The organism is Nonomuraea sp. NPDC050691 (assembly GCF_040654455.1).
GTDB lineage: Bacteria > Actinomycetota > Actinomycetes > Streptosporangiales > Streptosporangiaceae > Nonomuraea.
Map to the genome: position 1 here is coordinate 69,749 of NZ_JBFAIA010000008.1, position 12,338 is coordinate 82,086.

Annotated in this window: 14 protein-coding genes; 9 read left to right on the forward strand and 5 right to left on the reverse strand. The window is 71.7% G+C overall.

Annotated elements, in window-relative coordinates; genetic code table 11:
• Positions 1 to 60 precede the first annotated feature (60 nt).
• The 4 genes from AB0H81_RS05600 (at position 61) to AB0H81_RS05615 (ending at position 4,942) form a co-directional block, all read left to right on the forward strand.
• Positions 61 to 672 carry a TetR/AcrR family transcriptional regulator gene (locus AB0H81_RS05600; protein ID WP_358369686.1) on the forward strand — a complete coding sequence of 204 codons (612 nt, stop codon included), beginning with the start codon at positions 61 to 63 and terminating at the stop codon, positions 670 to 672.
• Between the two features lie 182 nt (positions 673 to 854).
• Positions 855 to 2,231, forward strand: coding sequence for a hypothetical protein (locus AB0H81_RS05605; RefSeq protein ID WP_358369689.1), 1,377 nt, complete (start codon positions 855 to 857; stop codon positions 2,229 to 2,231).
• 79 nt (positions 2,232 to 2,310) lie between these two features.
• A complete protein-coding gene (locus AB0H81_RS05610; protein ID WP_358369692.1) occupies positions 2,311 to 3,720 on the forward strand; it encodes an amino acid permease in 1,410 nt (469 codons plus the stop codon).
• Positions 3,721 to 3,826: 106 nt separating this feature from the next.
• Positions 3,827 to 4,942, forward strand: coding sequence for a hypothetical protein (locus AB0H81_RS05615; protein ID WP_358369695.1), 1,116 nt, complete (start codon positions 3,827 to 3,829; stop codon positions 4,940 to 4,942).
• 32 nt (positions 4,943 to 4,974) lie between these two features.
• Here the strand turns inward: AB0H81_RS05615 and AB0H81_RS05620 are convergent, their stop codons facing one another.
• The 3 genes from AB0H81_RS05620 to AB0H81_RS05630 all read right to left on the reverse strand — a co-directional run bounded on the left by AB0H81_RS05620 (position 4,975) and on the right by AB0H81_RS05630 (position 6,460).
• Positions 4,975 to 5,430, reverse strand: coding sequence for a MarR family transcriptional regulator (locus AB0H81_RS05620; RefSeq protein ID WP_358369696.1), 456 nt, complete (start codon positions 5,428 to 5,430; stop codon positions 4,975 to 4,977).
• A 180-nt stretch (positions 5,431 to 5,610) separates the two neighbouring features.
• Positions 5,611 to 5,865, reverse strand: coding sequence for a hypothetical protein (locus AB0H81_RS05625; RefSeq protein WP_358369699.1), 255 nt, complete (start codon positions 5,863 to 5,865; stop codon positions 5,611 to 5,613).
• A gap of 85 nt (positions 5,866 to 5,950) precedes the next feature.
• Positions 5,951 to 6,460 carry a VOC family protein gene (locus AB0H81_RS05630; RefSeq protein WP_358369702.1) on the reverse strand — a complete coding sequence of 170 codons (510 nt, stop codon included), beginning with the start codon at positions 6,458 to 6,460 and terminating at the stop codon, positions 5,951 to 5,953.
• Between the two features lie 61 nt (positions 6,461 to 6,521).
• On the opposite strand from AB0H81_RS05630, the gene AB0H81_RS05635 reads away from it, so the two are divergent.
• Together AB0H81_RS05635 and AB0H81_RS05640 are read left to right on the forward strand one after the other, a co-directional pair.
• Entirely contained in the window at positions 6,522 to 6,971 is a 450-nt protein-coding gene (locus tag AB0H81_RS05635; RefSeq protein WP_358369705.1) for a MarR family transcriptional regulator, read from the forward strand.
• A gap of 149 nt (positions 6,972 to 7,120) precedes the next feature.
• Entirely contained in the window at positions 7,121 to 7,309 is a 189-nt protein-coding gene (locus tag AB0H81_RS05640) for a hypothetical protein (RefSeq protein WP_175590937.1), read from the forward strand.
• A gap of 239 nt (positions 7,310 to 7,548) precedes the next feature.
• Here the strand turns inward: AB0H81_RS05640 and AB0H81_RS05645 are convergent, their stop codons facing one another.
• On the reverse strand, positions 7,549 to 7,902 hold the full coding sequence (locus AB0H81_RS05645; RefSeq protein WP_358369709.1) for a helix-turn-helix domain-containing protein: 354 nt from the start codon (positions 7,900 to 7,902) through the stop codon (positions 7,549 to 7,551).
• A 153-nt stretch (positions 7,903 to 8,055) separates the two neighbouring features.
• Between AB0H81_RS05645 and AB0H81_RS05650 the strand changes: the two genes are divergently transcribed.
• Positions 8,056 to 8,946 (forward strand): NAD(P)-binding domain-containing protein, encoded by an 891-nt coding sequence (locus tag AB0H81_RS05650; protein ID WP_358369712.1) that lies wholly within the window; start codon positions 8,056 to 8,058, stop codon positions 8,944 to 8,946.
• A 67-nt stretch (positions 8,947 to 9,013) separates the two neighbouring features.
• Here AB0H81_RS05650 and AB0H81_RS05655 read toward each other — a convergent pair whose 3' ends face one another.
• Positions 9,014 to 9,595 (reverse strand): TetR/AcrR family transcriptional regulator, encoded by a 582-nt coding sequence (locus AB0H81_RS05655; RefSeq protein ID WP_358369715.1) that lies wholly within the window; start codon positions 9,593 to 9,595, stop codon positions 9,014 to 9,016.
• Positions 9,596 to 9,688: 93 nt separating this feature from the next.
• Between AB0H81_RS05655 and AB0H81_RS05660 the strand changes: the two genes are divergently transcribed.
• Entirely contained in the window at positions 9,689 to 10,549 is an 861-nt protein-coding gene (locus AB0H81_RS05660; protein WP_358369717.1) for an NAD(P)-binding domain-containing protein, read from the forward strand.
• 183 nt (positions 10,550 to 10,732) lie between these two features.
• A complete protein-coding gene (gene xylB, locus AB0H81_RS05665) occupies positions 10,733 to 12,223 on the forward strand; it encodes a xylulokinase (RefSeq protein ID WP_358369719.1) in 1,491 nt (496 codons plus the stop codon).
• The last annotated feature ends 115 nt before the right edge of the window (positions 12,224 to 12,338 follow it).

Consider the following 12,338-nt stretch of genomic DNA (forward strand, 5'->3'; position numbering starts at 1 on the left):
GGGGACAAAGGCCCCACCTATCCTCTCTGGGTGATTTCAGGTGACACACATCAGCGAGAGATGATCCTCCAGGTCGCGACGAAGCTCTTCGCCGGACTCGGGTACGACGGCACCTCCACCAGGCAGATCGCCGAGGCCGTCGGGCTGAACGTGGCCACCGTCAGCTACCACGTCGGGAGCAAGCGCGAGCTGTACCTCGCGGTCATGAACCGGGCCAACGAGGCCCACCGCGTCGTCCTGGAGGCGGCGGTCCAGGAACTCGTGGCGGCCCCGCCGGCGGACAAGATCGCGGCACTGCACCGGCTGATCGACCGCTACATCGACTTCTGCGCCGACAACCCCGAGCACCCGGCCCTGTGGACGCACCGCTGGCTCGAAGACGCCAGCGACGTCACCGGGCTCGAGCCCGCGTACGTCCAGCCGCTGGCCCAGCTCGTCATCGAGACCATCACCGCGATGCTGGACGTCGACCCCGAGGCCGACGTGCCCTACACGGTCAACACCATGGTCTGGTGCATCCACAGCTTCGTGCTGAGCGGGGTGCTCGACAAGAGCGGCGCGCGGCGCGGGCCCGACGACCCGCGGGCGCTGCGCCGCTTCCGCGCCCACATGCACCACATGCTCCACCGCACGCTGGGCCTGCCCGGCTCGCCCCCGCGTCCGGCCGGGTGAACCGCGCGGCGTGAACCCTCCGAGGGGCTGACGGTAATACACGGGTGAGGTGGTCAGCGCCCCCACTCCGTACGGGGGCGGTAACCGTCTCGCGATGAGACGCCAAGTACCGGCAGACGATCACGTCGGCGGGGGCTCGCACGTGGGGGGACCCGGCTGACCCACAGCCCAGGGAGTCCTTCATGACGGCGCCCGCCGTTGATTTCGTGCTGCCCGGAATCGGGCGGCCGCCCGGACAACGGTCCGGAGGGCGGCACGTCCCGTTCACCGTCGCGCTGGCGCTCGGGCTCGCCCTGCGGGGGCTGGCGATGCTCGGGTACCGGCCGGCGCTGTTCTTCTGGGCCGACTCCTTCGCCTACCTGGAGTCGGCGGCCCGCCCCGTGCCGGGGGCGTTCCGGCCGCTGGGGTACTCGCTGTTCCTCGGCGCCCTGGCCCCCGGTCCCGGCCTCGCGCTGGTGACGGCCGTCCAGCACCTGATGGGCGCGGGGCTGGCCGTCGCGGCGTACGCGCTGCTGGTGCGGCGGGGACTGCCCGGCTGGGCGGCGACCGCGCTGGTGGCGCCGCTGCTGTACGACGAGTTCCTGATCCTGCTCGAACACATGGTCATGGCCGACGCGCTGTTCACGGCGCTGGTCGCGGGCGGGGTGCTGGTGCTGCTGCGGCGGCGGGTCCCCCCGGCGGCAGCCGCGCTCGCCGGGGTCGTGCTGAGCCTGGCCGCGCTCACCCGGACGGTCGGCGTGGTGGTGCTCGCGCTCGCCGCCGCCCGGCTGCTGCTGCGCCGTACCGGATGGCGGGTGTGGGGAGCCTTCGTGGTCGCCGGCCTCGCGCCGCTGCTGGCGTACGCGACCTGGATGTCGGCCACCAGCGGCGTCTTCGGCCTGACCCGTGCCGACGGCCTGTTCCTGTGGGCGCGGACCGCGACGTTCGTCGACTGCTCGGTGATCCGGCCGGAGCCCCGGCTCGCGCAGCTCTGCCCGGACACCCCCGCGGCCTCCCGGCCGGCGCCACCGTTCTGGCTGTGGGCGCCGTGGTCGCCGATCAAGAAGGCGCACGGCGACCGGAACGCCCTGGCCGGCCGGTTCGCCCGCGCCGCCATCCTCGCCCAGCCGGGCGACTACCTGGCCGCCGCCGGCTCCGACCTGCGGTGGCTGCTGCGCTGGGAGCGCACCACGAACCGCGAGGTCGCCGCGAAGCGGACGAACCCGTACTGGTTCCCCTTCGAGGAGCGGCCCCTGCGGCCGTCGGTCCGCCCGGTCACCGAGGCGTACGAGGGCGGCCCGGCCGCCACCCGCATCCACGAGCCGTACGCGGGCTGGCTGCGCGCCTACCAGCGCTTCGGGTACCTGCCGTTCCCGCTGCTGGCCCTCGCGCTGGCCGGGACGCTGGCGCTCGCGGTCGTACGGCGCCGCGGCGACGCCCTGTTACCCGGCCTGGCCGCCGCCGCGCTGATCCTGGCGCCGCCGTTCCTCGCCGGTTTCGACGTCCGGTACGTCGTTCCCGCCATCCCCCTGGCCTGCCTGGCCGCCGGGCTGGCGCTCGCCCGTGATCGTACGAGTTGAGCTGCGGAAACGTCCCGGCATAGGAGCGGTCCCGGCGGGAAGGTCCACCCCGGGGCCGAACCTTGCTCAGGAGGTCGTCATGGTGTCTTCTCGCGGTGTCTTCCGGCGTAAACCCGTGGACCAGATCGCCCACGAGCACGAGGGGGAGCTGTCACGGACGCTCGGCCTGTGGCAGCTCACGGCCATCGGCATCGGCGGCATCATCGGCGCGGGCATCTTCGCCCTCGCCGGCGCCGTCGCCCACGAGACGGCCGGGCCCGCCGTGGTCTTCTCGTTCCTCATCGCGGGCATCGCGAGCGCGGCGGCGGCCTTCTCCTACGCCGAGTTCGCCGGGCTCATCCCGAAGGCCGGCTCGGCCTACACCTACGGCTACGCGGTGCTCGGCGAGATCGTCGGCTGGTTCATCGGCTGGGACCTGCTGCTGGAGTACACCGCCATCGTCGCCGTCGTGGCCATCGGCATCTCCGGCTACTTCGGCTTCCTCGTGCAGGAGCTCGGGTTCAACCTGCCCCCCTGGATGCTCGGCGCGCCGGGTACGGGGCCGGGCCACGTGGTCGACCTGTTCGCGGTCATCCTGTGCCTGCTGATCGCCTTCCTGCTGAACCTCGGCATCCGCGCCGCCGCCCGCTTCGAGACGATCGTGGTCGTGCTCAAGGTGGCCGTGGTGCTGCTGGTCGTCGTGGTCGGCTTCTTCTACATCAACACGGCCAACTACTCGCCGTTCTTCCCGTTCGGGGTCAGCGGGGCGATCACCGGCGCGGCCACCGTGTTCTTCGCCGTCTTCGGGTACGACGCTATGAGCACCGCCGCCGAGGAGTCCAAGGACGCGCAGCGCCACATGCCCAAGGCGATCATCTACTCGCTGGTCATCTCGATGATCCTGTACGTGCTGGCGTGCCTCGTGCTCACCGGCATGCAGAACTACAAGGCCATCGACCCCGAGAGCGGCTTCTCGTCGGCGTTCGCCTCGGTGGGCCTGTCCGGCCTGGCCGCCGTCATCGCGGTCGGCGCCATCATCGGCATCCTGACCGTCATGTTCACGTTCATGCTGGGCGTGACGCGGGTGTGGTTCTCGATGAGCCGCGACGGGCTGCTGCCGCAGTGGTTCGCCAAGCTGCACCCGGTGCGCCGGGTGCCGTCGCGGGTCACCTGGATCGTGGGCGTCGCCTCCGCCCTGATCGCCGGGTTCCTGCCGATCCGGGAGGCGGCCGAGCTGACCAACATCGGGATCCTGCTGGCGTTCGTGGTGGTCTGCGTGGCGGTGATCGTGCTGCGGTACCGGCAGCCGGACCTGCCGAGGACGTTCCGGACGCCGGGCATGCCGTTCGTGCCGGCCATCGGGGTCGTCTTCTCGATCTGGCTCATCACGTTCCTCGACCCGCTCACGTGGCTGCGCTTCGCCATCTGGTTCGTGATCGGACTGATCATCTACTTCGCCTACAGCCGCAAGCACTCCGCGCTGGAATCGGAGACCGCCGGCGAGGTGTAGGCGCGAGGGGCCATGAGTTGCCCGAACCGCCCGCGTGAGCGCCGCGTCGCCGGTTAGTGTCGCTCCGTACGCGGGACGGATTGTGCCGCTCCGGGCACGGAGGGTGATGATGAGCAAGCTTGCGCGGGCCGTGGAGCTGAAGGCCGAGCTGGTCCACTTCGCCACCTCGGGGCGCTTCGCCGCCGAGCTGGGCGTCGTGCTCGACCGGTTCTACTCCGGAGGGCCGCCGGCCGACGAGGCGGCGGCGTTCCTGCCCGTCGACTTCTTCGCCCACCAGCACGAGCTGCCCGGGGGCGACACGGTCGTGGACCGCTTCCTCGCCGAGACACCCGGGCTCGACCGTACCGACGTGGAGCTCGTGGCCGGCTGGAAGATCGTCGTCGAGGGGGTGTTCGAGGTACGGGCCGTCGACGAGGCGGCCGTGCTGCTGTTCAACCTCGTCGACGAGCTGGTCTACCGGGCCTTCTCCAACCTGGGCGAGGGGGCGTTCGCGTCGCTGGAGCCCGGCATGTTCGTCGTGGGACGGCTGATCCCGCTCGGCGCCGACTGGCTGATCAGCGCGCCGCCGGCCGTCCACACCGCCGGGGCGCGCAGCACCCTCGTGGACGTCGCCGCGCGGCTGGCGCTCGGCCACCCGGCGTGGGTCTTCCGCAACCCCGTGCTGCTCGCCCAGGCCAGGGAGACGCAGCGGGCGCAGCGCCGGTGCTTCACCGAGTACTTCGGGTCCGACCTGATCGTGCTGCCCGGGGTCGACGTCGCCGAGCTGGTCCGCGGGTACCTCGCCCACCAGGTGGCGCGGCTCGGCGGTCCGCCGCCCAGGGGCTTCGACCCGCCCGCCTCCCTGGTGGTGGCGCGCACGGTGGGCCTGATCTTCGACGAGGCGGCGGGGCTGGGCTACTACGCGGAGTTCGGGCAGCTGGAGGAGTTGTTCAACGATCCTTCGCTCGTCGTCCGGGCCGCGTACCGTGACCTGCTGTCGGCGTACCTGCGGGGCGACACCGTGTCGCCGGTGCCGCTCCAGCGCCTGGCCGAGCGCGACCCGGCCCGGGCGAGCGAGGTGTTCGCCGGGCTGCTCGGCCGCAAGGGGTTCGACTGGGAGCGCAGCGGCGAGCTGCTGCTGCGGGCGCACAAGCCGGGCCACTTCGCCGGCCCGCCGCTGCCCACGGTCACGCCGGTGACGGCCGCGATCGCCGAGTACCTGGGCCTGCCCGCGCAGCCCTGAACCCGTCCCGCGGTCTTACCGGTGGTGGGCGCCTACGGGCGGTTGTGGGCGGTGACGCGCTCGTGGAAGGGGCGCCGGCGCAGCGCCTCGGCCGTGGCCTCCAGCACGGCGGTCAGCGGAGCCGGCAGCTCCTTCTCCAGCTCGGCCACCGCCCGGCTCGTGGCCGCCCACTCCGCCTCGATCGCGGGCAGCGCCGCCCGGGTGCGCTCGGTCAGGTGCACGACGCGTTGCCGCCCGTCGGTGCCGCGTTCGAGCGTCACGAAGCCCGCGCGGCTCATCTGGTGGACGGTCTGGCTGGCCGCCGAGTGGGTGACGCCGACGGCGGCGGCGAGGTCGCGGATCGCCATGGGCCCCTCGGCGGCGAGGACTCGCACGGCGGGGGAGAAGCGCGGCCGGTAGTCGGGCATGCCGAGATCGGCGTAGATCTGCGCGATCGCGCCGTCCATGACCTCGTGCACGTGCCGGAGAAGCGTCCCGAGCGATGCCATGCCCTTAATGTAACAGCGCTTTTAAAATTCAACGGCGCCGCCGACGCGCTGATCGGCGAACTCGCCAAGCTCACCGGCGCGCTGCGCCCCATGAGGCTGCAGGCGGCCTGACCGGCCGGCGCGGGCCCTCGGCCGGTGCGGCCGTCGTCGGCCTGATCATTTTGATCGGCCCGTGTGCGTTCAGCGCTCGTCGCCGTCATCGTTGTCGTCGTCGCCCGCGAGTCCGTCCAGCAGGCGCGTCACGGCGTCGCCCAGCGGGCGGAACGCCTCGGCGAGGGCGTTGGTGAGCGGAGCGAAGATCTCGGTCACCTCGCCCACCAGGTCCGTCCGTCTCTTCTCAGGAGGGACCCAGCGCATCGCGTCGGCGCTCAGCGCCTCCCATTCGTCGACGACGCCGTCGATGGCGTCGAGCACGTGATCAGGATCGCTCGACATGACCGTTCTCCAAGGCGCGGGAGTCGGACAAGGCCACGGTACCTCTCGGACCCCGATCGTTTCCTCCGCGCCTCCGGGTGGGGCGTCAGGCGGGGACCGAGACGCCCACGCCGCCGCGGGTCTGCCCGCCGTACCGCTGCTTGGCGGCGGCGATGTCGAGCGGCCGGATCGAGCTGCGTGCGGCGAGCACCTCGTCGTCGATCAGCGCGGCCGGGACCAGCCACGACACCTCGAACTCCAGCCCGTCGGGATCTTGGGCGTACAGTGCCTTGGTGGTGGAGTGATCCGAAGCGCCGACCAGCGCGCCCATCTCGCTCAACCTGGCGGAGATGCGCTCAAGCTCGTCGAGCGTGTCGACCTCCCAGGCCAGGTGGTAGAGCCCGACCGAGGTGCGCCCGGCGGGCGACGGCCCCGCACCCGCCCCGATCTCGAACAGGCCGAGGTCGTGGTCGTTGTTCGAACCAGCAGCCTGGAGGAAGGCGGCACCCCGCATGCCCATGACGACCTCGAAGCCGAGGGCGTCCCGATAGAAGGCGACGCTCCGCTCCACGTCGCGGACATACAGGACCGCGTGGTTGAGTCGCTGGACCGGCATTGGTTTCCCCTTTCAGCAGGTCACGTCCAATGTATATGAGAGTTCAAGTAAAATGCATCCCATGACCCGATGGCTGGATGACGATGAGCAGCGCACCTGGCGCAACTTCGTGGCCGTCACCCAGCTCCTCTACGCGGCGCTGGACCGCCAGCTCCAGCGCGACGCCGGAATGCCGCACACCTACTACGTGATCCTCGTGGGGCTGTCGGAGGCGCCGGAGCGCCGCATGCGGATGAGCGAGCTGGCCACGTGGGCGCAGTCCTCGCAGAGCCGGCTGTCGCACGCGGTGGCGCGGCTGGAGGAGCGCGGGTGGGTGCGGCGCGAGCGCTGCCCGGACGACGGGCGCGGCAGCTTCGCGGTGCTCACGGACGAGGGCTTCGCCGCCCTGGCCGCCGCCGCGCCCGGCCATGTCGAGGAGGTCCGGAGGAGCCTGTTCGACGTCCTCGGCCCCGAGCAGATCCGGGCGCTCGACGACATCTGCGCCACGGTCCGGGGCAGTCTGGAGCGCTGACCTACGCCGCTCCTTCGGCTCTCGGACACGCTGAGCCGCTAGCGCGGAAACTGTCGGTGGCAGGTCGTAGCGTTGCGCGGGTGGCCGGGGGCATGGCCTCGGCCTCGCGGGGAGCGGAGGCCCCGCGCGACCGGACGGAGGAGCGGGGGATGCACGACATGGACGATGCGCTGTTCAGGGCGGTTCACGGGATCGCGGGGCGGCTGGCGGGGGCGCCGGTGCCCGTGGTGCTCGACGCGCTGGTGCGCCAGCTCCCCAAGGCGCCCGGCCTCGACGGACCCGAACTCCGAAAGATCGCCGAAGAGATCAGCGTGGGCCGCGACCCCTCCGGCCTGTGACACGCCCCCCTGCGCTCTTGTGTCACCGGCGTCCGTGCTCATGACGCCCGGCGTGGCGACGTGGTGCCGGTGGCGTCCGTACCCGTGACGCGGGATGCCGCGAGCGGCGTCGGTGTGTCCCGGTGGGGCGTGACGCCCGTGCTCCGAGCTCGCGTTGATGGTGTCCGGGTGTCCCTTCCCGATGAAGGTGGCGGAGGGGGCACCTCACGGTGTGTCGTGGGAAGCGGGGATCCTGCTCCTCACCCCGCCCGGTCCCACGGGATGGCCTCGATGCGCTCGATGTGCTCCTCGCCCCACTCTCCGAGCGGCGCCATCGCGGTGTTGAGTGAATGACCGAAGTCGGTGAGCGAGTACTCCACCTTCGGCGGGACCTGGTGATAGACCTCACGATGGAGCAGCCCGGTGATCTCCATCTCCCGCAACTGCAGGATCAGCACCCGCTCGCTGATGCCCGGCACCGCCCGCCGCAACTCCCCGAAGCGCAGGGGACCATCCTGGAGCGCGAACAGAATCAGTCCCTTCCACTTGCCTCCCATGACGGCGATGGCAGCGTCGAGACCGCAGGTGAACGGGCGCTTTTTCGTCTCCTTCACCACCCCATACTGACATTCATGTCAGTACCCGGCAAAAATGTCGGTACTTGAGAGAATGCAGGCGCTCCAGCCAGCCTGGATCAGGCGCGCCGAGGCCATGACGGTTTCCAAGACGGCGCCTCACTTCCTTGTCTCTGTGCCTGGAGCATGCATATGACTGAGAAGAACGTGACACCGGTGACCGTCATCGGGCTGGGCGCGATGGGCGCAGCACTGGCCGAGGCCTTCATCAAGGCCGGACACCCGACCACTGTCTGGAACAGGACCGCCGCCAGAGCCGCGCCCCTCATCGCCATGGGAGCCAGACATGTGGAGGCCGTCGAGGACGCGGTAACGGCAAGTCCCCTGGCCATCACCTGCCTGACCACCTTCGAGGACACCCGGCTGGCACTGCGGCCCGCCGGCGCGTCGCTGCATGGACAGGCCCTGGTCACCCTCAACAGCGGTTCCCCGGCCGGTGCCCGCGAGACGGCCGCCTGGGCCATCGGCCATGGCGCCCGATTCCTGGCCGGGGCGGTCAAGAACGTGCCCTCGGCCGTGGGAGCGCCGGACACCCTGCTGTACTACAGCGGCGACAAGACGGTCTTCGAGGAGTTCGAGACGACCCTGAAGGTGCTGGGCGGCGACACCGTCCACCTCGGCGACGAGGCCGACCTGGCCGCCCTGTACGAGATGGCGGTGGGCGCCATGCTGCTGCCCGCACTCGTCGGCTTCTTCCAGGGCGCCGCCGCGGTCCAGGCGCGCGGGCTGGAGGTGAACACGATGGTGCGCTTCGCCGGCAAGTGGCTGGACATGATCAAGTCCCTGCTGCCGATCTACGCCAAGGAGATCGACAACGGCGACTACACCGACGCCGCCTCCTCCGTGAACCTCTTCCTGGCAGGGGCGGCCCACGACGAGGACCTGTCCAAGGAGACGAACGTCGACACCGCCTGGCTGGCCCCCCTGCATGACCTGGTGAGGCGGGCGGCGGAGGCAGGCCACGGCGAGCACAGCATCTCGGCCCTCACCGAGGTGCTCAGAAAGCCGGCGCGGCAGCCATGAGCCGGACCGGTCCGAGCCGGACGAAGCGTCCGTCGGAGCCGCACCTGACGGGCCGGACCGGCTCGACTCACCGGTAGGAGTCGACGAGCCGTGCGAGGTGCCGGCCGGCGATCTCCAGCGGCGCCTCGCTCTGGGACACCTGCGCCGACAGCTCCGCGCCCTCCAGCATGTTGATCACGCTGTGGGCGAGGTCGTGCGCCACGTCGTCGGCGAAGCCGGCGCGGGTGAGCTTGTCGCGGACCAGCGTGCGCCAGTTCTCGTAGGCGTTCTCTGCTGCCTGCTGGATCTCGGGCACCCGGCCGGCGCTCTCCAACGCCGTGGTGGTGACGGGACAACCGTCCAGCCAGCCGGACTCGCGCAGCCCCTTGGCCAGGTCGCGGGCGCAGGCGACGATCGCCGCGGCCGGATCGTCCTCGCGGTCGAACGCCGCGCGCAGGAACTCCGCGAACTCCGTGTCCCCATGGCGAACCGCCTCGACCGCCAGTTCCCGCTTGCCACCAGGGAAGAAGTGGTACACCGAACCCAGCGTGGCCCGGGCCTCCTGGGAGATCTGCTTGAGGCCCGTCGCCTCGTACCCCTGCCGCTGCATCAGTCGAGAGGTCGTCCGGACGATCCGCTCCCGGGTGCCGATCTCGTGCTGTGTCCGCATGGCTCCGATCGTACTGGATAGAGCGTTCGTTCCAGTCGTCTGCTACCGTGCGGCCTGGATAGAGCGTTCGTTCTAGTGATGAGGAGAGCGTGGATGAAGTCTGTGACGGTGATCGGGCTGGGCCCCATGGGCCAGGCCATGGCCGGCGCCTATCTCGACAGCGGCTACGAGGTGACCGTGTGGAACCGCACGTCTGCCAGGGCGGACGAACTGGTGGCGCGGGGCGCGAGGAGAGCGGAATCCGTCGAGACGGCGCTCACCGCCAACGAACTGGTGGTGCTGAGCCTGACCGACTACGACGCCATGGATGCCATCCTGGCGCAGGCCCCGAGTACCGCCCTCGACGGACGTACCCTGGCCAACCTCACCTCCGACACTCCGGACAGGGCAGGGCAGGCGGCCGCCTGGCTGGCCGAGCGCGGGGCCGTGCAGATCACCGGGGGCGTGCAGGTGCCGCCTCCGGGCATCGGCACGCCGGACGCCATGACGTACTACAGCGGCCCCAAGGACGCGATCGAGGCGCACCGGCCTGCCCTTGAGGTGCTGACCGGGATCGACTACCTCGGCGAGGACCCGGGACTGGCGGCGCTGTACTACCAGATCGGGATCGACATGTTCTGGACGGCGCTGGCGGGCTACCTGCACGGCCAGGCGGTGGCGGAGGCCCGCGGGATCTCGGCGCGGGACTTCCTGCCGCACGCGGTGAAGACCATGGACCTTCGCTACTTCCTGGAGTTCTACGCGCCGCGCATCACCGCGGGCAACCACGAGGGGGACGTCGACCGGGTCTCCATGGGTGTGGCGAGCCTGGAACACGTGCTGCGCACCACGCAGGCATCCGGCGTTGACGACTCGCTTCCCGCCGCCGTCCTGAAGATCTTCCGCCAGGGCGTCACCGCCGGCCACGGCCAGGACAGCCTCACGAGCTTGATCGGCGTGCTGAAGCAGCGCTGACGTATCACCCGGTACGGGACGCCGAGCCGCCGGCCGGTCTCCGTTCGTCGTCTCCGGCGTCAGGCGGCGCCCACTTGGTGGGGCCCGGGCTTGTGATGCCCGGTGTTGTTCGTGCAGCATCGAGGGCATGGGTAGCGCTAACATCCACCTCCCCCTCCCGTGCGGAATCTCGGGCGTGACCGCATGACGCTGGTCGCCGGGGTCGACTCATCGACGCAGAGCTGCAAGGTCGTCATCCGCGACGCCGCCACCGGCCGGCTCGTACGCCAGGGCCGGGCCGCCCACCCCGAGGGCACCGAGGTCCACCCGTCGCACTGGTGGGCCGCCTTCCTGCGGGCCGTCGAGGAGGCCGGCGGGCTCGACGACGTGGCGGCGATCAGCGTGGCGGGGCAGCAGCACGGCATGGTCTGCCTCGACGAGGCGGGCCAGGTCGTGCGTGACGCGCTGCTCTGGAACGACACGCGCTCCGCGGGCGCCGCAGCGGCCCTCGTGGCCGAGCTCGGCGGCCCCGCCGCGTGGGCCGAGGCGGTGGGCAGCGTGCCCGTGGCCTCGTTCACGGTCACCAAGCTGCGCTGGCTGGCCGAGCACGAGCCCGACAACGCGCGCAGGGTGGCCGCGGTGTGCCTGCCGCACGACTGGCTCACCTGGCGGCTCGCCGGGGCCCTCGGGCTGCCCTTCGCCGCCTGGGCCGACGCGCCGCCCCCGCCGCTCGACCACCTGACCACCGACCGCGGCGACGCCTCGGGCACCGGTTACTGGTCCCCGGCCACCGGGGCGTACCGCACCGACCTGCTGAAGGCCGCCTTCGGCGCGGTCCCGCTGCTGCCGCGCGTCCTCGGCCCGGTCGCCGACGCCGCCACCGCCCCCGGTGGCGGCGCCCTCGACGCCACCCACTCCGATTCCGCCGCCGCGGGCTCGGGTCACGGGGTTGACGCGGGACGTACGCGCATCGCGCCGGGCACCGGTGACAACATGGCCGCCGCTCTCGGCGTGGGCGCCCGGCCCGGGGACGTCGTGGTCTCGATCGGCACCTCCGGCACCGTGTTCGCCGTCTCCGACGCGCCCAGCGCCGACCCGAGCGGCCAGGTGGCGGGATTCGCCGACGCGACGGGCCGGTTCCTGCCGCTCGTGTGCACGCTGAACGCGGCCCGGGTCATGGACGCGGCCGCGCGTCTCACGGGTGTCGGCCTCGACCGGCTCGGCGAGCTGGCGCTCCAGGCCCCGGCCGGTGCCGGCGGCCTCACACTGGTGCCGTACCTCGAAGGCGAGCGCACCCCCAACCAGCCCACCGCCACGGGTGCGGTCCATGGCCTCACCCTGGCCACCTCGACCCCGGCTCACCTGGCCCGGGCCGCCATCGAGGGCATGCTGTGCGGCCTGGCCGACGGTCTCGACGCGCTCGGCCGCACCCCCGAGCGGGTGCTGCTGATCGGCGGAGGGGCCCGCTCGGAGGCGGTCCGCCGCATCGCGCCCACCGTCTTCGGCCGGCCGGTCCTGGCCCCGCCGCCGGGCGAGTACGTCGCCGACGGCGCGGCCTACCAGGCGGGCTGGCTCCTGGACACGGAGGTCGACTGGTCGTCGCAGGAGGCGGCGGTCTACGAGGCCGACGCGATGCCGGACATCCGCCACCGCTACGCCGCCGCCCGCCCCCACTTCCTCGACCGCCTTCTCTGACCCCATCGACCTGGTCCCCGCCGCGGGGCGCGGGGACCGAGGCGTCCGGCGGCTGCCGTGGGCTGGGCCGCCGGGCGCTCGTGGTGGCTGCGGTGACTCGTGGTGACTCAGGTGA